22 protein-coding genes and 1 pseudogene are annotated in these 20,257 nt (G+C 71.1%); 11 read left to right on the top strand and 12 right to left on the bottom strand.

The annotated features are described in order from the left end of the window. Positions 1-25: 25 nt before the first annotated feature. Positions 26-1,132 carry a hypothetical protein gene (locus tag ACFY4A_RS27345; RefSeq protein ID WP_390832000.1) on the bottom strand — a complete coding sequence of 369 codons (1,107 nt, stop codon included), beginning with the start codon at positions 1,130-1,132 and terminating at the stop codon, positions 26-28. A 72-nt stretch (positions 1,133-1,204) separates the two neighbouring features. Further along, positions 1,205-1,990: an arsenite methyltransferase gene (gene arsM / locus ACFY4A_RS27340; RefSeq protein ID WP_390831999.1), complete on the bottom strand. Its 786-nt coding sequence runs from the start codon at positions 1,988-1,990 to the stop codon at positions 1,205-1,207. A 104-nt stretch (positions 1,991-2,094) separates the two neighbouring features. On the opposite strand from arsM, the gene ACFY4A_RS27335 reads away from it, so the two are divergent. The 5 genes and pseudogenes from ACFY4A_RS27335 to ACFY4A_RS27315 all read left to right on the top strand — a co-directional run. Then, positions 2,095-2,619 carry a GNAT family N-acetyltransferase gene (locus ACFY4A_RS27335; RefSeq protein WP_390831998.1) on the top strand — a complete coding sequence of 175 codons (525 nt, stop codon included), beginning with the start codon at positions 2,095-2,097 and terminating at the stop codon, positions 2,617-2,619. Between the two features lie 196 nt (positions 2,620-2,815). After that, positions 2,816-4,297, top strand: coding sequence for a multicopper oxidase family protein (locus ACFY4A_RS27330; protein WP_390831997.1), 1,482 nt, complete (start codon positions 2,816-2,818; stop codon positions 4,295-4,297). A gap of 168 nt (positions 4,298-4,465) precedes the next feature. Then, entirely contained in the window at positions 4,466-5,284 is an 819-nt protein-coding gene (locus ACFY4A_RS27325) for an isocitrate lyase/phosphoenolpyruvate mutase family protein (protein ID WP_390831996.1), read from the top strand. A 105-nt stretch (positions 5,285-5,389) separates the two neighbouring features. Beyond that, complete coding sequence (locus tag ACFY4A_RS27320) at positions 5,390-5,761, top strand: hypothetical protein (protein WP_390831995.1); 372 nt, start codon at positions 5,390-5,392, stop codon at positions 5,759-5,761. A gap of 270 nt (positions 5,762-6,031) precedes the next feature. Continuing rightward, positions 6,032-6,655, top strand: a pseudogene (locus ACFY4A_RS27315) (family 1 encapsulin nanocompartment shell protein); the annotation flags it as partial. A 164-nt stretch (positions 6,656-6,819) separates the two neighbouring features. Here ACFY4A_RS27315 and ACFY4A_RS27310 read toward each other — a convergent pair. The 4 genes from ACFY4A_RS27310 to ACFY4A_RS27295 form a co-directional block, all read right to left on the bottom strand. After that, positions 6,820-7,155, bottom strand: coding sequence for a sulfurtransferase TusA family protein (locus tag ACFY4A_RS27310; RefSeq protein WP_390831994.1), 336 nt, complete (start codon positions 7,153-7,155; stop codon positions 6,820-6,822). Beyond that, entirely contained in the window at positions 7,152-8,357 is a 1,206-nt protein-coding gene (locus tag ACFY4A_RS27305; protein ID WP_390831993.1) for a cysteine desulfurase family protein, read from the bottom strand. The genes ACFY4A_RS27310 and ACFY4A_RS27305 overlap by 4 nt, the downstream gene beginning before the upstream one ends. Then, entirely contained in the window at positions 8,354-9,034 is a 681-nt protein-coding gene (locus ACFY4A_RS27300) for an ArsR/SmtB family transcription factor (protein WP_390831992.1), read from the bottom strand. Before ACFY4A_RS27300 ends, ACFY4A_RS27305 begins: the two co-directional genes overlap by 4 nt. 91 nt (positions 9,035-9,125) lie before the next feature. Further along, positions 9,126-10,388 carry an MFS transporter gene (locus tag ACFY4A_RS27295; protein WP_390831991.1) on the bottom strand — a complete coding sequence of 421 codons (1,263 nt, stop codon included), beginning with the start codon at positions 10,386-10,388 and terminating at the stop codon, positions 9,126-9,128. Positions 10,389-11,001: 613 nt separating this feature from the next. On the opposite strand from ACFY4A_RS27295, the gene ACFY4A_RS27290 reads away from it, so the two are divergent. From ACFY4A_RS27290 to ACFY4A_RS27280, 3 genes are all read left to right on the top strand, one after another. Next, positions 11,002-11,229: a rhodanese-like domain-containing protein gene (locus tag ACFY4A_RS27290; RefSeq protein WP_390831990.1), complete on the top strand. Its 228-nt coding sequence runs from the start codon at positions 11,002-11,004 to the stop codon at positions 11,227-11,229. Next, positions 11,226-12,497 (top strand): MFS transporter, encoded by a 1,272-nt coding sequence (locus ACFY4A_RS27285; protein ID WP_390831989.1) that lies wholly within the window; start codon positions 11,226-11,228, stop codon positions 12,495-12,497. The genes ACFY4A_RS27290 and ACFY4A_RS27285 overlap by 4 nt, the downstream gene beginning before the upstream one ends. 91 nt (positions 12,498-12,588) lie before the next feature. Further along, on the top strand, positions 12,589-13,107 hold the full coding sequence (locus ACFY4A_RS27280) for a GNAT family N-acetyltransferase (RefSeq protein ID WP_390831988.1): 519 nt from the start codon (positions 12,589-12,591) through the stop codon (positions 13,105-13,107). Positions 13,108-13,131: 24 nt separating this feature from the next. Here the strand turns inward: ACFY4A_RS27280 and ACFY4A_RS27275 are convergent, their stop codons facing one another. Next, positions 13,132-13,644, bottom strand: a complete 513-nt coding sequence (locus ACFY4A_RS27275) for a GNAT family N-acetyltransferase (RefSeq protein ID WP_390831987.1) — start codon at positions 13,642-13,644, stop codon at positions 13,132-13,134. Positions 13,645-13,835: 191 nt separating this feature from the next. Here ACFY4A_RS27275 and ACFY4A_RS27270 point away from each other — a divergent pair, with 191 nt between their 5' ends. Further along, positions 13,836-14,069 carry a hypothetical protein gene (locus ACFY4A_RS27270; RefSeq protein ID WP_390831986.1) on the top strand — a complete coding sequence of 78 codons (234 nt, stop codon included), beginning with the start codon at positions 13,836-13,838 and terminating at the stop codon, positions 14,067-14,069. 165 nt (positions 14,070-14,234) lie between these two features. On the opposite strand, the gene ACFY4A_RS27265 is transcribed toward ACFY4A_RS27270, so the two are convergent. Then, the gene (locus tag ACFY4A_RS27265; protein ID WP_390831985.1) at positions 14,235-15,572 is read right to left on the bottom strand and encodes a dicarboxylate/amino acid:cation symporter; all 1,338 of its coding nucleotides are present in this window, start codon (positions 15,570-15,572) and stop codon (positions 14,235-14,237) included. Positions 15,573-15,679: 107 nt separating this feature from the next. Continuing rightward, complete coding sequence (locus ACFY4A_RS27260; RefSeq protein ID WP_390831984.1) at positions 15,680-15,808, bottom strand: hypothetical protein; 129 nt, start codon at positions 15,806-15,808, stop codon at positions 15,680-15,682. A 477-nt stretch (positions 15,809-16,285) separates the two neighbouring features. Between ACFY4A_RS27260 and ACFY4A_RS27255 the strand changes: the two genes are divergently transcribed. After that, positions 16,286-16,813, top strand: a complete 528-nt coding sequence (locus tag ACFY4A_RS27255) for a transglycosylase SLT domain-containing protein (protein ID WP_390831983.1) — start codon at positions 16,286-16,288, stop codon at positions 16,811-16,813. 333 nt (positions 16,814-17,146) lie between these two features. Then, complete coding sequence (locus ACFY4A_RS27250) at positions 17,147-18,403, top strand: glycoside hydrolase family 3 N-terminal domain-containing protein (protein WP_390831982.1); 1,257 nt, start codon at positions 17,147-17,149, stop codon at positions 18,401-18,403. Positions 18,404-18,467: 64 nt separating this feature from the next. On the opposite strand, the gene ACFY4A_RS27245 is transcribed toward ACFY4A_RS27250, so the two are convergent. The 3 genes from ACFY4A_RS27245 to ACFY4A_RS27235 all read right to left on the bottom strand — a co-directional run bounded on the left by ACFY4A_RS27245 (position 18,468) and on the right by ACFY4A_RS27235 (position 19,840). Next, positions 18,468-18,623: a hypothetical protein gene (locus tag ACFY4A_RS27245; RefSeq protein WP_390831981.1), complete on the bottom strand. Its 156-nt coding sequence runs from the start codon at positions 18,621-18,623 to the stop codon at positions 18,468-18,470. 66 nt (positions 18,624-18,689) lie between these two features. After that, positions 18,690-19,022, bottom strand: coding sequence for a LysE family translocator (locus ACFY4A_RS27240; protein ID WP_390831980.1), 333 nt, complete (start codon positions 19,020-19,022; stop codon positions 18,690-18,692). 371 nt (positions 19,023-19,393) lie between these two features. After that, positions 19,394-19,840 (bottom strand): VOC family protein, encoded by a 447-nt coding sequence (locus ACFY4A_RS27235; protein ID WP_390831979.1) that lies wholly within the window; start codon positions 19,838-19,840, stop codon positions 19,394-19,396. Positions 19,841-20,257 lie beyond the last annotated feature (417 nt).

The raw sequence follows: 20,257 nt of genomic DNA, 5'->3' as shown, positions 1-20,257 counted from the left end.
CCTTCGTTCACGGCAGCCCCCAGGCTCAGCGGTGCAGGGTGGTTTCCCGGTGCATGTGTGAGAGTTTCTCGGGATTGCGTACGGCGTAGAGCCCGGTGATGAGGCCGTCGTCGATCCGCAGGACCACGACGGTGTCAATCGCGCCGTTGATCCGGAGAATCAGTGCCGGGCAGGCATTGACCTGCGCCGGCCGCAACGAAGGCCGTGCCGCGGCCTGCCTGAGCGCGGCCATCGCCCGGCGAAGCTGCTCGTCCTGATCGGGACGGGTGGGTGGATCGGTGCTGAGGGCCTCGACTCGCCACCGCGGATCGCTCTGCCGCTCGCAGCCGGGGGCGTACTCGTGCACGACAGCGCCGCGCAGTTCGTCGTCCAGGCCGGCGACCTCGACCCGAGGACGCCCCAACTCCTCGTATATCGCACGAGTTTCGGCGATGTCTCCGGTGAGGCTGTGCAACGCGTACGCGGCCCATACCTTCGCCTCGGTCGTCGGCGCCTCGTCCAGTAGGTAGCGTCGAAGTCGGCTCGAGTCCGTCAGCAGCGACTGGGCGAGGTGCGCGACGCCGCGGTCGGGGTCGGCCAGCGCGTCGACCCCGTCCTCCCCGGCGCGGTGCCGCGTCCGGACGCGGAAGGCACGGTCCTCGGGCCGCGCGTCGCCGAGATCAGCCAGGACCGCCTCGGCTCCGTACCGGGCGACCAGCCCGTCCAGCCCGGCCTCGCCGACCACCCGCCGACGCGGCCAGGGAGATGCCGCGAGCGTCGCCAACTCGCGTACCGTCGAACGGTCACCGAGCATGCCGCGTGCCTTGAGGATCGCTTCGGGCATGCCGTACTCGCGCTCGTGCCGCCGGTCCTCGTGCCGCAGCCAAGGCAGGAGTTCCGCCCGGCCTGCGAGGAGGTCGAGAAGCGCGACGCGCACCTCCGCCACGTCGTCCGGATCGACGACGCGTGCGATCAGGTCGGCGACGTGCCGCTCCGGCACCCGACCTTCCAGTGCGGCCACGCAGGCCTCGCGCCGCCACCACGGGTGCGCCGGATCGGCGACGTACCGGGCGAGTTCGTCGGCGTCGACCTCACGCAGGCCGACCGTGTCGGGCCGCCCGCCGTCCGGCAGCAGCATCTCGATGTTCCGCATCCGCGGATGCTACTGGCCTTGGGGGAAGCCCGAATGCGCGCCGAGGACACACCCGCCGACGCGGGCGACCACTCAGGAGGAGGCGTCGGCCGGCACCGGCTTGGTGGCGCGCACGGTCGCGGAGTGCATGCCGTCCGCGACCGGGTGGGTCGGAGTGATCTCGATGTCGGTGAAGCCGGCGGCCTCCAGGCCCGCGCGGTATTCGGCGAAGGACAGTGCGCCGGCGATACAGCCGACGTAGTCGCCGCGCTCGGCGCGCTGCTCGGGTGTGAGGGCGTCGTCGGCGACGACGTCGGAGATCCCGATGCGGCCGCCCCGCTTCAGGACACGGAAGGTCTCGGCGAAGACGGCCGGCTTGTCGACGGACAGGTTGATGACGCAGTTGGAGATCACCACGTCGATGGTGTGCGCGGGCAGCGGGATCGCCTCGATGGCGCCCTTGAGGAACTCGACGTTGGTCGCGCCGGCCCTCTCGGCGTTGTCGAGGGCCAGGGCGAGCATCTCCTCGGTCATGTCCAGGCCGTACGCCTTGCCGGTGGGGCCGACGCGGCGGGCGGAGAGCAGGACGTCGATGCCGCCTCCGGAGCCGAGGTCGAGGACGCGCTCGCCCTCGCGCAGTTCGGCGACGGCGGTGGGGTTGCCGCAGCCCAGGGAAGCGGCGACGGCCTCGGCGGGCAGGGCGTCGCGCTCGTCGGCGGCGTAGAGGGTGGCGCCGAAGTTCTCGTCGACCTCGACGGGCTGCGGCCCGCAGCAGGCGGTGCCGCCATCGGTGACCTTCACGGCCGCCGCGGCGTAGCGGAGACGGACGGTTTCGCGCAGATGGGTGGTTCCGGGCAGGACGGTGGGCTGGTCGCTCATGGCTTGACTCCAGGTAACGGGGCATGAGGGTGCCCCGCAGCGGCTGCATTGACGTGCGTTGATGAAACCTTGCGCCCTGAATCGAAAAACGTCAACATAGAGGCATGTCGAAACAATGGCTCGAGGCGATCGGCCGGCCCGTCCGCGTCGCACCGATGCGGACGGAGCACGCCGAACAGGTCCTGGCCATCCACCGGCTCGGGATCGACGAGGGCGACGCGACCTTCGAGACGCAAACGCCGACCTGGGAGGCGTTCGACGCAGCGAAACTGCCCGACCACCGCCTGGTGGCCCTGGACACGGACGGACGGGTGCTGGGCTGGACCGCCGTCGTGCCGGTGTCCGACCGGTGCGCGTACGCGGGCGTGGTCGAGCACTCCGTCTACGTGCACCCCGCCGCACGCCACCGAGGCGTCGGATCCGCCCTGCTCGACGCCCTGCTCGCCTCCACGGAGGCCGCCGGGATCTGGACCGTGCAGTCGGGCGTCTTCCCGGAGAACACGGCCAGCCTCGCCCTCCACCGGCGCGCCGGGTTCCGGGTCGTCGGCACTCGCGAGCGCATCGGCCGCCACCACGGCCGCTGGCGCGACGTCGTCCTCGTCGAACGCCGAAGCCCCAGGGTGCAGTGACACTCCGAGGTGCAGTGCCCCCGCCGAGGGCAGCGGCTTGCAGTGCTGTGAAAGGCGTGACCCGGGCGGGGCGGGCCCGACGGAGGGCCGGATTCTCGATCTCGCTCGACGCTTCCCCAAAGACGGACACTGGCCACAAAGGGGGCAAATCAGGGCCCGATGCTTGCTCGGGCTCTGCCCTGGAAGGGAGCAGACCGTGCAGATCACCCGTCGCGATGTCCTCAAGCTCGGTGGCCTGGCCCTGCTGGCCGGGGGCGCCGCAAGGCCGGCCCCCGCCTCCGCCTCCACGGTGCCGTCCGCCTGGCCCGATGCCCCGGCCAGGGCGGACCACACGGTGCGGATCGCGACCGGGCTCGTCGAGCTCGCGCCGGACACGATCGTGTCCACCACGACGTACAACGGACAGTTCCCGGGTCCGCTGCTGCGGTTCACCGAGGGCCGCCCGGTCGTGGTCGACGTCCACAACGACACCGGCACCCCGGAACTTCTTCACTGGCACGGCCAGCGGGTTCCCGCCGAAGTGGACGGGGCGGCGGAGGAGGGCACCCCGTACATCCCCGCGCACGGGATGCGGCGCCTGTCGTTCACGCCGGGGCCGGCCGGTTTCCGCTTCTACCACACCCATGTGGCAGCGCATGACGACCTGACCCTGGGTACCTACACCGGTCAGGCAGGCCCGGCTTTCATCGAGCCGAAAGCCCACCCCGGCGCCTACGACCAGGAGGTCTTCCTGGTGCTGAAGGAGTTCGGGCCCGCCTTCAGCCAGGGCGGGGACATGGCCCAGAACTTCCTGGCCGGCTCCGAGGTGCCGGACCTGAGGCGCAGGGGTGAGAAGGCGATGGCCGACTCGCTGGCACGGGGAATGCCGCACGGCTACGAGGTCGGCTACACCGCCTTCGGTGTCAACGGCCGCAAACTGGGCCACGGCCCGCCGATCAGGGTCAAGTCCGGGCAGCGCGTGCTGTTCCACGTCCTCAACGCCAGCGCCACCGAGATCCGCAGCCTGGCCCTGCCCGGCCACACCTTCAAAGTGGTCGCCCTCGACGGCAACCCGGTACCCCGCCCCGCCGGCGTGCCGGTGCTGTGGATCGGCACCGCCGAACGTGTCTCGGCCCTGGTGGAGATGAACCATCCGGGCGTGTGGGTGCTGGGGGATCTGGCCGACGGCGACCGGAAGAACGGCATGGGCACCGTGGTGGAGTACGCCGGCCGCGGTGGTTCCCCTCAATGGACCGCGCCGCCCAAATCCACCTGGGACTACCGCGCCTTCGCCCGCGCGGGCGCCACCTCCCAGCGGCCCGACCGCACCTTCGACCTGCTGGTGGAGAAACGCAACGCCGCCGACAAGGGCTTCAACATCTGGACCCTCGACGGCGTGCCCTTCTCCATGGACACCGACAAGCCGGTGCTGGACATCGACCGTGGCAGCCGCTACCGGATGCGGTTCCGCAACGCCACCGACGACATCCACCCCCTCCACCTGCACCGCCACACCTTCGAAGTCACCCACATCGCCGGCACCCCGACCCACGGCCTGCACAAGGACGTCGTCATGCTCGGCGGCTACCAGACCCTCGACTTCGACTTCACCGCCGACCAGCCGGGCCTGTCCCTGTTCCACTGCCACCAGCAACTCCACATGGACTACGGCTTCATGACCTTGCTGCACTGCACCTGACCCGCGCCGTTCGGCCTGCACAGGGCAGGGACGGCGATTACAAGCGGGGATTGCGCAGGCGGCTTTGGTGGCGCGGACGGTGCGGCGGCCGTCCCCGCCCTCTACGCCGTCGACGCCGATGTCGGTTTCTCGCCGGAGGATGACCGGCCGACATGTTCGACTTCGTTCATGACCACCACGCAGTCGGCCGAAGTCCGGCTCTTCCGTTCTCTGCACACGCCCGCCGCGCCGCTCGCGCTCGCCAATGCCTGGGACGTCGCGAGCGCCCGGGTGATCGAGTCCGCGGGGGCCTCCGCGATCGCCACCACGAGCGCGGGTGTCGCCTGGTCGTTGGGCTCGCCGGACGGTGATGCCCTCGGCCGCGATCAAGCACTGGGGTTGATTTCCCGCGTCGCCGCGGCGGTCGCGGTTCCGGTCACCGCCGACATCGAGGGCGGGTACGGGCAGGACGCGGCCGATGTCGCCGAGACCGTCACCGGGGTGCTCGCGGCGGGTGCTGTCGGCGTCAACATCGAGGACGGCACCCGGGCCCCGGACGAGCTCGCGACGCGGCTGGCGGCCGCCCGGCGGACCGCTGAGCGCGCGGGCGCTGATCTCTTCCTCAACGCCCGCGTCGACACGTACCTGTTGGGGCTCGGGGACCCGGACACCAGGTTCGAGGAGACCCTGGCCCGAGCGCGCCTGTACGTGGACGCCGGCGCGGACGGCATCTTCGTTCCCGGTGTCACCGACACCACCACGATCACGGCGTTGGCCGAGGGCATCGCCGTACCGCTGAACGTCATGGCCGGCCCCGGCACCCCGAGCGTCGCCGAGCTGGGCGCCCTCGGCGTGGCCCGCGTCAGCCTCGGTCCGGGCGTGGCGCAGGCCGCCTACGCTGCCGCCCGCCGCGCCGCGCGCGAACTCTTCGACACCGGTGGCTACGACTCCCTGGCCGGCGGCATCACCTTCCCGGAACTCAACGCGCTGCTCTCCGAATCCCGTTGACAGCAATGCGTTCCGTACTCTGTGGCGGTTGCCTCAGGGGAGGGACCATCCATGCAGCGCGATCCGGAGCGCGGCCGTAGGACCACGCGGAGCGTCACGCGGGCAGTGACCGCTGTCATTGTCGTCGGCCTGATGAGCAGTTGTTCGTCGTACGACCCCGCGCGGGTCAAGGAGTGGCAGCGGAACTACTGCACCCGGCTGGGTGCCTGGCAGGACGTCAGGGACGCCATGGCGGCCGACGCCGAAGGCACCGAGACGAGTGATGGTCAGATCGACCCGTCGCCCGAGTTCGACAACGCCGACATCGCCGGGCACGCGGCCATCGCCGCCGCCAAGGTGCTGGATCGGGAGGGGCTTGATCGCAGCAGCGGTCACATCCTCGATGACACCGCGATGGCGGTCGGCGGCGACACGGGGGCCGAGGCCCGTGCGACGTCCTACTGCGACGACTCGGGCTTCGAGACATTGGTCGGCTGAGGGCACACGGAAGTGCTCCCCCGGCAGCGTGCCAGGGGGAGCACTTCGCCGTGCGCCTGCCGGTGAAGGGTGAGAGGACGATCACAAGCAGCCAGGCATCGCGCCTGGGAATGCGGTCGTGTCGCCGCGGTGCGGACCGGAGGCGGTCAGCCCGTGGGACGCGACCCGAGCAGCGCATGACCACCGCCGCCGAACACCGCACCCAGACGACCACACCCACACCCATGGCGAGGGCTGCGGCCACGCCGCCTTCCCGCACGGCGACCACATCGCCGGTTCCAGCCGCTGGTCGAGTTGCGGGTGCCGTTCACCGTGGACCGGCAGCAGGTCGACGACGTCGCACGCGGCGCCGAGGACGCGGACTGGCAGCCGGTCAAGGACGCCGCCCGGCAGATCGCCTTCGCCGAGGACCGCGCCGTGTTCGAGGGCTACCCGTCCGCGGACATCACCGGTCTGCGGGAGAGTTCGTCCAACTCCGCCCTGACCCTGCCGGCCGAGGCCCGCCAGTACCCGGACGTCGTCAGCAAGGCCCTGACCGCGCTGCGGCTCGCCGGTGTCGGCGGCCCGTACGCACTGGCGCTGAGCGCCGCGGCGTACACCGCTGTCAGCGAGACGTCCGACTACGGCTACCCGATCATCAAACACATCGCCCGGGTGCTGGACGGCGACATCGTCCGGGCGCCCGCCATCGACGGGGCGTTCCTGCTGTCGACGCGGGGCGGGGACTTCGAACTGCGCCTCGGGCAGGACCTGTCCATCGGTTACCTGTCGCACGACGACACCAGCATCCGGCTGTACTTCCAGGAGACGCTGCCCTTCCTCTCGTACACCGGCGAAGCAGTCGTGCCCGCACGGGAGTTGACGCCCTCGCCCGTCGAACCCGCGGAGGTGTGAGCATGAAGGTGGCCATCGTGGGGGTCGGCGCGGTCGGCTCGGCCACAGCGCTGTCCCTGGTCGAACGCGGGGGAACTCCAGGCGTTCTTACCACCGTTGGACGCATCCCGTGTTCGGCGTGATCTCCAGCACTCCGCCGATGTCGAGAATGACGCAGGTCGAGCTCACATGGACGCCCTGTGTCCAGGAGTGGATTCGGGGGTGTGTTCGGTGGTGTGCCAGGGGGCGTCGGGGCTGGTGGGGCGGGCGTTGGTGGTCAGGCGGAGTGCGTAGACCGGGTGTTCGGTGGTGTCCGGGACGGGGCCGAGGTAGTGGTGGCCGGTCATGTGGCACCAGGCGGGGAGGTCGAGCGGGGCGGCCGGGTCGGTGGCGATGACGTGTACGTGGGTGCCGGGGGAGGCGCCGTCGATGGCGGCGCGCAGCCTCAGCAGGAGGGTGACGCACAGCAGTCCGGTGCCGTCGACCGTGATGTCCGCCTCGCCGGCGTCGGAGGTGGTCACCGGGTGCCTGCCGTGTAAGGAGCCGTCGTGCCGGTGGCCGTGGCCGCCGCGGCGATCGCGGTCGCGGCTGCCGCGATCTCGTCGCGGGTGGTCCAGCGGCCGAGGGAGAGCCGGACGGCTTCCAGGGCCCGCGCGGGGTCGGCACCCATGGCGGTGAGGACAGGCGAGGGGGTGTGGGTGCCGCTGTGGCACGCGGACCCGGTGGAGGCCGCGATCCGCGGTGCGCCGTCCAGAACGCGGTGTCCCGGTACGCCGTCGATGCCGATGTTCAGCGTGTTCGGCAGCCGCCGGTCCGCGGGCCCGTTGAGCCGTACCCGCCCGGGCAGGGCGTCGACGAGTCGGTGGTGCAGTTCGTCGCGCAGCCCCCTGATCCGCTCGTGCGCACCGGCGGCGAGATCGTCGGCTGCGATCCGCGCGGCCGCGCCCAGGGCGACGGCGAGGGCGACGTTCTCGGTGCCGGCGCGCAGCCCGTGTTCCTGGCCGCCGCCGTAGACGACCGGCTCAAGTCGCACGCCGTCGCGCACGAACAGGGCTGCCGCGCCCTTGGGCGCGTACATCTTGTGCCCGACGACCGTGAGCAGGTCGGCACCCAACTCTCGTACGTCCAGGGGGATTTTCCCGGCGGCCTGGGCGGCGTCGCAGTGGAACAGCGCCCCGGCCCGGTGGGCGGCGTCGGCGAGTTCCCTCACCGGCTGGAGGGCGCCGGTCTCGTTGTTGGCGGCCATGACCGAGACCAGCACGGTGTCCTCGTCGAGCGCGGCGGTCAGCGCGGCCGGGTCGACCAGGCCCTCGCGGTCGACGGGCAGCACCGTGAGCCGTGCGTCGTGAAGGCGCTCGAGGGCCTGGCAGGTGGCGAGGATCGCGGGGTGCTCGGTGGCCTGGGTGATGATGTGGGGGCGGGTCCGGGTGGAGGCCAGGGTGGCTCCGCGCAGGGCGAGCAGGTCGGCCTCGGAGCCGGAGGCGGTGAGGACGATCTCGCCCGGGCGGGCACCGATCAGTTCGGCGACCTGGGCGCGAGCCGCCGTGAGGGCTCGGCGGGGTTCGCTGCCGTAGGGATGGGTGCTGGAGGGGTTGCCGAAGTGGTCGGTCAGGTGGGGCAGCATCGCTTCCACGACGCGGGGGTCCACGGGAGTGGTGGCGTTGTAGTCGAGGTAGACCGGTCCGCCGGTCAGGCCCGGGTGCGGCGGCAGCAGGTGGGTCATGCGCCGGCTCCGGCGTCGACGGGCAGCTCGGCCAGGCGCCATTCGAGCATGCCATCGTTGAGGCGGATGGCGCGGCGGCCGTTCTCGGTGAGCAGGCGGACGGCGTCGTGGGCGAGGACGCAGTATTCGCCACGGCAGTAGACGACGACCTCGGCGTCCTCGGGCAGTTCACCGACGCGGGCAGCCAGTTCCTCGACGGGGATGGAGACGGCGCCGGGAATGTGCCCGGCCCGGTACTCCTCGACCGGGCGCACGTCCAGGAGCACTGCTTCCGCTCGGGTCCGCAGCTCGTCCCGGGTGACCGTGCGGCCGCCGCCGTCGCCTAGGTAGGCGTCGCGGGCGGCCGGAACGCCGGCCTGGTGGGTCTCGGCGACCTTGCGCAGCAGCGCGAACAGCTGGGCGACGTCGTCGCCGGCGAGCCGGTAATGGATGCGCACCCCCTCACGCCGGGTGCTGACGAACCCGGCCTGCTTGAGGGTCTGCAGATGCGCGGAGGCGGTCGTCAGGTTCAGTCCCGCCGCCTTCGCGAGCGCGTCGACCGTGCGCTCGCCCTGGGCGAGGAGGTCGAGCAGTTCCAGGCGCTTCCCGCTGGCCAGCGCCTTGCCGCTGGCCGCGAACGCGTCGTAGAGCCGCGCCTTCGCGGCCGTCTCCGCCATGATCTCCTCCCTTTCCTCCATAAATCTATGGAATAGGGTACCCGAGCTGCCGCCGGGCACCCGTGGGACGTGGCGTTGGCCGCACCGGCGGGCATGCCGTCTTCCGCACTCGTCACCGGCTGTGGGCGGTGACGGCGATGGCCGGGAGGACAGCCAGGGCGAGGACACCACCGGTCAGGGCGAGGACGGGATAGCCGGCGAGGTCGACGACGACGCCGGAGGCCAGTCCCCCGGTGGCGCCGGCGATGGCGATGGAGACGTCGACCATGCCCTGGGTCTTGGCGCGGGTGGCCAGCGGCACCGTGTCGGTGATGATCGCGGTGCCTGAGACGAGACCGAAGTTCCAGCCGAGGCCGAGCAGCGCCAGGGCGAGCGCCAGCAGGGCGACGGAGTCGCCGGGCGTGAGGGCGGCGACCAGGCCCGCGACGAGGAGGGTGACCCCGGATGCGCCGGCGATGGTGATCCGGCCGTAGCGGTCGACGAGGCGGCCGGTCAGCGGCGACGGCAGGTACATCGCGCCGACGTGGATGGCGATGACCAGGCCGGAGGCGGCGGTGCCGTGGCCGTGGTCGTGCATGTGGACCGGGGTCATGGTCATCACCGCGACCATCACGAGTTGGGTGAGGACCATGACCAGGGCTCCGAGCACGACGCCGCCGCCCGGCTGCGCCCGCGCCCCTTCGACGGCCGGGCCGGCCTGCGCCGGACGCGCGGCGGGGGTCTGCTCCGCTTCGGCGAGGGTGCGGGCGAGCAGAAGGGGGTCGGGGCGCAGCCAGAGGGCCAGGACGACGGCGGCCGCCGCGTACGCGGCCCCGGCGAGAAGGAAGGGCCCGGCCAGGCGTGGAATGCCGAGGGTCGCGGCGAGGTCGCCGGTGGGGGCCGCGAGGTTGGGGCCGACGACGCCGCCGAGGGTGGTGGCGACCAGGACGGTGGACACGGCGCGGGCGCGGTGGGTGGGGGCGGCGAGGTCGGCTCCGGCGTAGCGGGCCTGGAGGTTGGTGGCGGTCCCGGCACCGTAGACGAACAGCGCGATGAACAGCAGGACGGGGCTGCCGAGGCCCGCGGCGGCGAGGACGCCGGCACTGCCGACCGCGCCGGTGAGGTATCCGACGGCCAGGCCCGGGCGGCGGCCCCGGACCTGGGATATGCGGCCGACGGCTATCGCGGCGAGCGCGCTGCCCGCGGTGAACAGGGCGCTGGGCAGACCGGCCAGACCCGTGGTGCCGAGCATGTCCTGGGCCAGCAGGGCTCCGACGGTGATGCCCGCCGCGAGCCCGGCTCCGCTGAGGACCTGGGAGGCGACGAGGACTTTCAGGATGCGGCGCTGGACGTCGGGGCCGGCGGCGAGGGCGGACGAAGCTGCGGTGCTCGTCACGGGTGGGGCTCCTTTCGGTGGCGGCAAGTGTCCGCCACCCGGTGGGAAGGGGTACGGGCCGGACGGACGGCCAGGGGGTGGTCAGGCGCCGAGGGCCTGGCGAGGTCGGCGATCAGGGCGCCAGGTTCGGGGCGAGGTCGGCGATCAGGGCGGCAGGGTCGGGGCGAGGTCGGCGATCAGGGCGGCAGGGTCGGGGCGAGGTCGGCGATCAGGACGGCAGGGTCGGGGCGAGGTCGGCGATCAGGACGGCAGGGTCGGGGCGAGGTCGGCGATCAGGGCGCCAGGGTCGGGGCGAGGTCGGCGATCAGGGCAGTGGTGTCCGGGCCGTGGGCAGACCCACGGGCACGGTTCTCGGTCATGTTTCTCCCTGTGACGACCTTTGGCGACGGACAGGACGGATGCGCATCTCCACGGCAACCACTCCGATCAGGCTTTATACCGCCCGGAGACGGATCCGCGCCCTCGGCGAGGACCCCGGCCCGCACTCTTCCATAAATCCATGGAATACCGTAGGTGATGGCGGGTGCGTGCAGCCACACGCACTCCCCACGCGAGATCGCCTGGAAGGACATGCCGTGGGCCTCACCGAGGAGCAGTTGATTCCGCCGGGCATGTGCCGGGCGCGGTCCACATCGAACTCGGAGACCTGGCCGCCCGCGGCGAGGACGTCCCGGAGGGTGCCGTCGTGGCGTGCGGGCACGGTGAGCGGGCCATGACGGCCGCAAGCCTGCTGGAGCGCGCCGGCCGCACCGACCTGACCGTCCTCGAAGGCGGACCCGCCGACTACGCCGCCGCCACCGGCAAGCACCTCGCACAAGGCACACAGGAGAACGACCGATGAGCACCCCATCCGCTGCCGAGGCCTCGGCAGCCCCCGCACCGGTACGGCTGGGCCTGCGGGAGAACTGGCTGCAGTTCACCCTGCTCGTCATCGTCAACACGTGTGTGGGCGGCCTGGTCGGGCTGGAGCGCACGACGGTACCGCTCATCGGCACCAGGGTCTTCCATCTCACCAGCGACCTGGCCGTGTTCTCCTTCATCATCGCCTTCGGCATGACCAAGGCGTTCACGAATCTCGCCGCCGGCGCGCTCACCGCGCGCTTCCGCCGCAAGCAACTGCTGGTGGCGGGCTGGCTCATCGGGATCCCCGTCCCCTTCGCCCTCGCCTGGGCACCCTCGTGGGGCTGGATCGTCGCCGCGAACGTCCTGCTCGGCATCAACCAGGGCCTGACCTGGTCGATGACCGTCAACATGAAGATCGACCTCGTGGGACCCGCCCGCCGGGGCCTCGCCACCGGCCTCAACGAAGCCGCCGGGTACGCCGCCGTGGGCGCCACCGCCCTGGTGACCGGCTACCTCGCCACGTCCTACGGTCTGCGCCCCGCGCCCGAGTTGATCGGCGTCGTCTTCGTCGTCGCCGGTCTGGCCCTGTCCGTCGTCGTCCGCGACACCGCCGCGCATGTCGCCCTCGAGCTCTCCCAGCACCCCAAGCTTCCGCCCGCAGAACAGAACACCGGCCTGGCGCGGACCTTCGCCCGCACCTCCTGGCGCCACCACTCCCTGCGCGGCGCCAGCCAGGCGGGCCTGATCAACAACCTCAACGACGGCCTCACCTGGGGCGTCTTCCCGCTGCTGTTCACCGACCACGGCCTCGGTCTCGCCGCCGTCGGCCTGATCAAGGGCCTGTATCCGCTGCTGTGGGGCTTCGGGCAGATCGCCACCGGCCACTACGCCGACCGCATCGGCCGCAAGCCCCTCATCGTCACCGGCATGCTCGTCCAGGCCGTCGGCTTCGTCCTCGCCCTCGTCCTGCTCCCGCGTCCCCTGCTGGCCGGCATCGTCTCCGCCGTCTTCCTCGGCATCGGCACCGCGATGGTCTACCCCGCCCTGATCGCCTCCGTCTCCGACCACGCCCACCCGTCCTGGCGCGCCAACGCACTGGGGACCTACCGCTTCTGGCGCGACGTCGGCTACGCCGCCGGAGCCCTCGTCGCCGGTGTCCTCGCCGACGCCCTCGGCCTGAACGCCACCGTCGTCGCGGCCGCCGTCCTCACCGCCGCCTCCGGCCTGCTCGCCGCCCGCTGGATCACCGACCGGCCCACCCACTGACAATTCGCACACCACGTCCCGGAGAAGGGCGCATCCCCACCAACCGCCTCCCCGGAAGCGGAAGTCAACACCCGTGTGGTTGAGTTGCCGCATGAGCACCCTCGCGGCGCACGCCATCAGCACCAGGCGGCTGGACCTGCTGCCGCTGCACGTCGAGCACGCCGAGGAGATGGCCGCGGTGCTGTCCGATCCGGCGCTGCACACCTTCATCGGCGGCGCTCCGGACACCCCGCAAGCCCTGCGCTCGCGTTACGAGCGCATGACCGCCGGCTCTCCCGATCCGGCGGTCTCCTGGCTGAACTGGGGGATCCGGTTGCGGGAGGAGTTCTGCCTGACGGGCACGGTCCAGGCGACGGTCGGCCCCTCCGACCACGGCCCGGTCGCCGAGATCGCCTGGGTGGTGGGGACGCCGTGGCAGGGAAGGGGCATCGCCGGCGAGGCCGCCCGGGCCCTCGTCGACTGGCTGGGCCGGCAGCCCGTGCGGACCGTCGTCGCCCACATCCACCCCGACCATCGGGCATCCGCCGCTGTCGCCACCGCGGCCGGGCTCACACCCACCGACGCCTGGCACGAGGGCGAGCGCCGATGGTGTCGGAGCGTCAGGCGATGACTGCGGCACGCTGCCTCACGGCCTTCAGCGCACGAGTTCGTCGGCCAGGAGGTCCATCAGGAGGCCGTCGTGCCAGGTGCCGTCCGTGCCGCGCTCGTACTGCCGCATGATGCCGACCGGCCGGAAGCCGACCTTGGTGTAACAGCGGATCGCCGCGGTGTTGTCGGCCGCCGGGTCGATGACCAGGCGGTGGTAGCCGTGGACGTCGACGAGATGACAGGCCAGGGTCCGTACGGCGTCGGTGCCCAGGCCCCTGCCGTGCACCGCGGTGTCGAGGAAGATGTCGATGCCGGCATGCCGGTAGTCGGGCTCTTCCTCGGCGTACCACTGGATCATGCCGATCGGCCGCTGCCGGTGGTCGATGGTCAGACACCGGGTGTCAGGGTCGTCCAAGTCGGCTGCGATGTCTGCCGCGAGGTCGTCCCCGCCCCTCCACCGTGCGTGTACTTCCGGTGTGGCCCGGATGCCCGCCAAGGCAGGTATGTCCTCGCGGACCGTGGGGCGGAGGACGACGGAGGCGCCGCGCAGCTCGGTCATGACCGGGAACTTTACGGGAGTCGGGGGGTGCGCGGTGTGCTCTCGTTCCCCAGCGGCACTAGGCCGATGTGCGGGCGGAGCATTGGGATCGCGGGCGCGAGCTTGCTCGTGATCGAGATGCGGGCTGCGGGGAGCGGTGCCAAGAATCGAACTGAGAGGCAGTGACGCCGACTACAGAAAGGCTGTCGATCATGCGAAGCAGGATCATACGCGCTCTGACCGCCAGCGTCGCCGCAGGCATGCTCGCCAGTGGAGCAGCCGTGGCCTCTGCAGGGACCGCCTTCGCGGTACCGACGAACGCGAAGGTGGCCGACAGCCACCACGCGGCCGTACCGGACCCCACCAAGACGCCGCACCACAAGAAGTGCCCGAAGGGTGAGCACTACAAGAAGGTCCACGGCAAGTGGGGCTGCCACAAGAAGTAGCTGCCGTGCCGGGCGCCGGGGACATTCGGCCGACAACCGTGCCGAGTGCGCAACTCCTCGGCGCCCGTCATCGCACGCGGCTCGCGCCCCTGGAGACGCACCTCCGCCCTGCCGGCCAACAGCCGTCAGGGCGGAGGACGTTGTGGACCCCGGAACGGGTGGGCGTCAGGCGGACACCGGGGCGGCCTGCCGCGGCTCGTCGTAGAGGCTCTCCACGTGGTCGGCCGGGGAGGCCGAGGCGTTGTCGTACTTCGTGTGGTCCAGGATCTTCTCACGGGCCGAGACGAGCACCGGGACGAGGGCCTGACCGGCGACGTTGGTCGCCGTGCGCATCATGTCCAGGATCGGGTCGATGGCGAGCAGCAGGCCCACGCCCTCCATCGGCAGGCCGAGGGTGGACAGGGTGAGCGTCAGCATGACGGTCGCGCCCGTCAGACCGGCGGTGGCCGCCGAGCCGATCACCGAGACGAAGGCGATGAGCAGGTACTCCTTGATGCCGAGCTGCACATCGAAGATCTGCGCCACGAAAATCGCGGAAATGGCCGGGTAGATGGCCGCGCAGCCGTCCATCTTGGTCGTCGCGCCGAACGGCACGGCGAAGGAGGCGTAGTCCTTCGGGACGCCGAGGCGGATCGCCGACTGCTGGGTGACCGGCATGGTGCCGACCGAGGAGCGGGAGACGAACGCCAACTGGATGGCGGGCCAGGCGCCCTTGAAGAACTGGATCGGGTTCAGCTTGCCGACGACGGAGAGCAGCAGCGGGTAGACGCCGAACAGGACCAGGGCGCAGCCGATGTAGATGTCGGCGGTGAAGGTCGCGTAGTTGCCGAGCAGGTTCCAGCCGTACTGCACGATGGCGCGGCCGATGAGGCCCGCGGAGCCGATCGGGGCGAGCAGGATCACCCACCACAGGGCCTTCTGGAGCAGCTCCAGGATGGACTCGGAGAGCGTGAGGACCGGCTGGGCCTTCGGGCCGATCTTCAGGATCGCGACACCGGCGACGACCGCCATGAAGACGATCTGAAGCACATTCAGCTCGGTGAACGGCGTGATGACGTCGGTCGGGATGATGCCGGTGAGGAAGTCGAGCCAGCTGCCGGCGTGGTCCGGCCTGGCGCCGTCGGCCGGCGTGAGGGCGGAGCCGGAACCCGGGTTGGAGACCAGTCCGATGACGAGGCCGATGACGACCGCGATCAACGAGGTGATCATGAACCAGAGGAGGGTGCGGCCGGCCAGGCGGGCCGCGTTGTTGACCTTCCGCAGGTTGGTGATCGACACCATGATCGCGAAGAAGACCAGCGGTGCCACGGCCAGCTTCAGCAGCTGCACGAAGATGCCGCCCACCTTGTCGAGGGTGGTGGCGAGCCAGGAGACGTCATAGGTGCGGGCGACGAAGCCGAGGATCAGGCCGACGGCGAGACCGAGCAGGACTTGGGCCCAGAAGGGGACGGGTATCCGGAAGCCGGAGTTCGCGGGCTTCGGATCAGCGGTGTTCGCGGACACGGACACACTCCAGTAGGGACGCGCGGAAAGGTGAGTTTGAGCGGGGACTTACAGGAGCGGCGCCCAGAAGAGACGTCAACAGCGCCGCCGCATCGATGAGTTCGCGGTCAGGCGCGACAAGCCGCGGACATGCAGCGGCAGAGATCGACATGCAGGCGCGCCACGAGCGGTACGCCCATCACGACGCGGCAGACGCCGTAGGAGGCGTCTGCGCGGTACGCGGCTGCTGTCTTCACGGCAAAACGTTAACACTTCTACTTTGAGAACCTCAAAGGGACCCTTTGAATCGAGGGTGCCCTTTTCCGGTCCCGTGCGGCCCCCCTCCCCCCTGGAGAGCAGAAACCCGGTCCGCCCTGCGCCACTGGGGCCCGCGGGGGCCTCAAGGGGCCCGCGGATGTGATGCCACCCATAGGAGCCAGATCACGTCCTAACGTGGGCCGTAGCGAGCAGACCGCCGCAAGCAGCGAATAAATCCTCACAGTGGAGCATTTCGGGCATTTACTACGAAGTCGGGTAGTACGTCACATCTTTGCACCCCGCTCGACCGGCGGCTAAACATTGCTGTCGTCGCTCCGAGCCACGAGACGGACGACCTGGCGAACTCCGCCGGCTCGCCCGCTCCGGCCTGTGCAGCGCGGGGCTCAGCCCCCACGCCACCGCAATCGATTGCGGCCGGCGCCTGACGACGTCCCCCACTGGAGAGTTACTTCCGCATGACCACGACCACTCGCACCAACCGCTTCGCCCGCCTGCGCGCCCTCACCCTCACCGGCATCGCCACGACCGGCGCCGCGGCCGCCGCCCTGACCCTGATGCCGTCGCCCGCACAGGCCGCCGAAGCGACGCAGGTGCACGCCTCCTCCGTGGTCGCGGCCCGCTCCACCGACAGCCACACCGCCTACAACGGCAAGACCGGCTACAGCAACAACCTCGACGGCTGGATCAAGCAGTCCCTGGCCATCATGAAGGCCAAGGGCATCCCCGGCAGCTACGAGGGCCTGCACCGCAACATCATGCGCGAGTCCGGGGGCAACCCCACCGCCCAGAACAACTGGGACGTCAACGCCCGCAAGGGCACCCCCTCCAAGGGTCTCCTCCAGGTCATCGACCCCACGTTCAACGCCTACCACGTCGCCGGCACCGCCCACAGCGTCACCGACCCGGTGGCCAACATCACCGCGGCGGCCAACTACGCGGCCCACCGCTACGGTTCCATCGACAAGGTCAACTCCGCGTACTGATCCGCGCACGCGGCAGGGATCCAGCGCACGCGCACGACAGGACAGGTGCCGGCAGCGACAACCGCTGCCGGCACCGGCCCGTTCCGCAGACGCCTCACCCTCCCCGACTCCCGCCTTGCACTGCAACGGCAGCCGCACACGGCTCGCTCGTATCCGCTCCGGAACCGGGCTGGTTGCGCCGGCACGCTGCGTAGTCACCGAAGGGGCGGACAAATGCCCAATAAAGTACCGTGTGATGGACGTGGCGAGTACAGCTCGCCGTGACGGAAACAGCCGCGGAACAGGCGGCTGTGGCCAGGCCCCGCACGCGTCCAGGGCAGGGGAGACGAATCCATGACAACACGGGTCCGGCAGATCAGCCGTTCCACAGCCCTGCGCTGCGCGGTACCGCTGGTGACCCTGGCGCTGGCCGCCACCGGCTGCGGTGCGTCGGTCACGCCCGGGCGAATAGGCGACTCGCCCCGGTCCCCCACCACCAGCCGCACCGCCGCCGACGCGCCCCCCGCCGCCGCGAGCACACCCTCGCCGACACGGGCCGCCACCTGCATCGACCGCTTCTTCTCCGGCATGACCACCGCTCAGCGGGTCGGACAGCTGTTCATGGGCGGGATCTCCGCGGCCCACCCCGACCAGGCCCAGCTGCGCACCCTGCGCGACCACCACGTGGGTTCCATCATGCTGACCGGCCGCAGCACCGCCGGCGTGACGGCGACCAGGAAGACGGTCGACGGCTTCCGCGGGCAGGCGGACCAGGTCGGCGGCCGCCGGGTCGGTCTGCTGGTCGCCACCGACCAGGAGGGCGGTCAGGTACAGGTGCTGAACGGCCCCGGCTTCTCGGCCATGCCCAACGGACTCACCCAGGGCAGCCGGCCGGCCGCGACACTGCGCAGCCAGGCCGCCGGATGGGCCAAGCAGATGAAGGCCGCCGGGGTCGACCTGAACCTGGCGCCGGTCGCCGACGTGGTGCCGGCCGCCCTGGGCACGCGCAACAAGCCCATCGGGTCCTTCAAGCGGGAGTACGGCCACACCCCGGCCACCGTGACCTCGCACTCCGGCGCCTTCGCCGCCGGCTTCGCCCAGTCGGGCGTGATGACCACGCTCAAGCACTTCCCCGGGCTGGGCCGGGTGATCGGCAACACCGACACCACCGCCAACGTCGTGGACTCGGTGACGACCGCGAGCAGTCCCGGCCTCGAGCCCTTCCGGGCCGGAATACGGGCCGGCTCCCCCTTCGTGATGGTGTCGTCGGCCACCTACACCAAGATCGACCCCAAGCATCTGGCGGCCTTCTCACCGACGGTCATCGGTCGGCTGCTGCGCGGTCAGCTCGGTTTCAAGGGCGTGGTCATCTCGGACGACATCGGGAACGCGGTCGCGGTGCGGTCCTTCAGCCCCGCCCAGCGGGCCGTGAACTTCATCGCGGCGGGCGGAAACATGATCCTCACGGTGCGGCCGAGCACCGTGCCCGCGATGGCGCAGGCCGTGGAGGCCCGGATGCGGCAGGACGCCTCCTTCCGGGCCAAGGTCGACGACAGCGTGCGCCGGATACTGGCCGCCAAGCGGTCCGCGGGACTGCTCGACTGCCGCTGAGGTCCGCCTGCGATCGCAGGTCCCAGGATGCGCGATCAGGCGCTCAGGACGCGCCTGAGGTGCCTCAAGCCACGGCTGCCATCGGGCGGCCGCTGCGGGCGAAGGCGTCCCAGAGCTGGACGAGCAGACGGATGACGAGCGCCTCGATCACGGCGACCGCCACTTGGGTGAGGAGCGAGGTCAACAGGTGTGGCACGGGGGTGCCGCCCTTCTTGTGCATGTTTGGGTCACTTACCTTTGTCCGCTGCCGCGACGTCGCGCGGACCGACCGCAGGTGACCGCGGGGTTAACTTTCGATGTCGCCTGGGGCCGGGTGGCGCGCAGGGTCAGCCGGCCGCCCGGCCGCGGTCGCGGCCACGAGACCGAGTCCGATCAGTACGACGCCCGTGGTCCGCCCGAGCATGCGGCGGGTCCCAGGCTTGTCGAGGACGCGCCCGGCCCTGGACAGCAGGAGAGCATAGCCGCCCGGCCGGGTGAGGGTCGGGGTGGCATGGAGGAGGACCCGGATCCTCATGGCCCAGGCGGCGGGCAGCTGGGGCGGGGCCAGGGTGGGGAGCCGCCCGGAGCAGAAGACGGCGATCTTCGGATTGAGGGCGTTGCCGACCAGGCCGGTCGCCACGGGCTATCGGCGGCGGGAGAGCCGGTGCCCGTGCCGGCGGTGTGCGAGGCGCCGCGGCGGTTCCGCCACAGGTCCTGCACGCCGAGAAAGACCAGGTACCCGGCGCCGAGGAGCTCGACGACCAGATGGACCCGTGGGTGAGGCGGCGAGCACGGCCGCGAGTCCGGCCATGCTCAGCGCGCCCCGGAGCAGCAGCCCGGTCGCGATCCCGCCCACGGTGCGCAGCGCGTCCCCGGGCCCGGCACGAGGGCACGCAGGGTGACCACTGCCATGTGGCCGGGCACGACGGTCAGCAGGCACCGGTACGTCAAGCAGACAGCAGCCGACTGCGGTTCCTGACGACCTCCCCGGCCGAACGGCACCCGGCGTCGTCAGTCCTCCGCGTCCGCCGCCTCGACAGCCGTCAGTGTCACGGTGCCGTCGTCCGCGACCGACCAGCCGGGGTTGTGGCACACCTCCCAGCGGTGGCCGTCCGGGTCGGCGAAGTAGCCGTGGTAGCCGCCGAACGCCGCGCGTTGCGGCTCCTTGAGGACCGTGGCCCCTGCCGCACGGGCCCGCTCCACGGCCACGTCCACGTCGGCGGGTGAATCGAGGTTCTGTGCGAGGGTGAAGGGGGTGCCGGCCACTGCCGCATGCCCGGTGTCGGCGCCGAGGTCGGCCAAGGGGAAGAGCCCCAGGGCGAGCCCCCTGCCGACCTGGTAGAACACGATCTCGTCCAGATCGAGCAGCGGTGTCCAGCCCAGACCTTCGCCGTAGAACCGGCGGCTGACTGCCAAGTCCTCCACACCCAAGGTCACCAGATTCAACTGCTGGTTCATCGACCGCCCCATACGTCGGCAGGAAGTGCTCGTCCAGGCGCAACGCTACCGCCCGCGCCGAGGCGACCGTCGTCCGAGTGAACGAAATCGCGCTTCTTCCCGAACTCCCTTCCCCAGCCCGGAAAAGTCAGGGGCGAACGGGCGGAAGCCGAGGCCTGGCTGCGCCGGGCCGCCCAACTGGGCTCCACGGGGGCCGTGGTGAACCTCGGCCTCATGCTCTTCGCCCAGGGGAACGCCACCGAAGGGGAAGCCTGGTACCGGCGGGCGGCCGAGCTCGGGAAGCGGTGGCGACGGGGAACCTCGGGTACCGCTACGGAGTCTCGGCGTCCCGGGCGCCATGCAGAACCTGGCCGTCCTCCTCAAGCGCCGCGGGGACTTCCAGCAGGCCCTGGAGCGGTACCGCAAGGCGGCCGCACG

This window comes from Streptomyces sp. NPDC001292 (assembly GCF_042896465.1).
GTDB lineage: Bacteria > Actinomycetota > Actinomycetes > Streptomycetales > Streptomycetaceae > Streptomyces.
This window is presented reverse-complemented; position numbering and strand designations above follow the sequence as displayed.

What these genes read in the sequence shown, in the direction of transcription:
- ACFY4A_RS27345 (WP_390832000.1), bottom strand. Translation starts at nt 1,132, where the DNA reads ATGCGGAACATCGAGATGCTGCTGCCGGACGGCGGGCGGCCCGACACG.
- arsM (WP_390831999.1), bottom strand. Translation starts at nt 1,990, where the DNA reads ATGAGCGACCAGCCCACCGTCCTGCCCGGAACCACCCATCTGCGCGAA.
- ACFY4A_RS27335 (WP_390831998.1), top strand. Translation starts at nt 2,095, where the DNA reads ATGTCGAAACAATGGCTCGAGGCGATCGGCCGGCCCGTCCGCGTCGCA.
- ACFY4A_RS27325 (WP_390831996.1), top strand. Translation starts at nt 4,466, where the DNA reads ATGACCACCACGCAGTCGGCCGAAGTCCGGCTCTTCCGTTCTCTGCAC.
- ACFY4A_RS27305 (WP_390831993.1), bottom strand. Translation starts at nt 8,357, where the DNA reads ATGACCCACCTGCTGCCGCCGCACCCGGGCCTGACCGGCGGACCGGTC.
- ACFY4A_RS27300 (WP_390831992.1), bottom strand. Translation starts at nt 9,034, where the DNA reads ATGGAGGAAAGGGAGGAGATCATGGCGGAGACGGCCGCGAAGGCGCGG.
- ACFY4A_RS27285 (WP_390831989.1), top strand. Translation starts at nt 11,226, where the DNA reads ATGAGCACCCCATCCGCTGCCGAGGCCTCGGCAGCCCCCGCACCGGTA.
- ACFY4A_RS27280 (WP_390831988.1), top strand. Translation starts at nt 12,589, where the DNA reads ATGAGCACCCTCGCGGCGCACGCCATCAGCACCAGGCGGCTGGACCTG.
- ACFY4A_RS27275 (WP_390831987.1), bottom strand. Translation starts at nt 13,644, where the DNA reads ATGACCGAGCTGCGCGGCGCCTCCGTCGTCCTCCGCCCCACGGTCCGC.
- ACFY4A_RS27270 (WP_390831986.1), top strand. Translation starts at nt 13,836, where the DNA reads ATGCGAAGCAGGATCATACGCGCTCTGACCGCCAGCGTCGCCGCAGGC.
- ACFY4A_RS27255 (WP_390831983.1), top strand. Translation starts at nt 16,286, where the DNA reads ATGACCACGACCACTCGCACCAACCGCTTCGCCCGCCTGCGCGCCCTC.
- ACFY4A_RS27250 (WP_390831982.1), top strand. Translation starts at nt 17,147, where the DNA reads ATGACAACACGGGTCCGGCAGATCAGCCGTTCCACAGCCCTGCGCTGC.
- ACFY4A_RS27245 (WP_390831981.1), bottom strand. Translation starts at nt 18,623, where the DNA reads ATGCACAAGAAGGGCGGCACCCCCGTGCCACACCTGTTGACCTCGCTC.
- ACFY4A_RS27235 (WP_390831979.1), bottom strand. Translation starts at nt 19,840, where the DNA reads ATGAACCAGCAGTTGAATCTGGTGACCTTGGGTGTGGAGGACTTGGCA.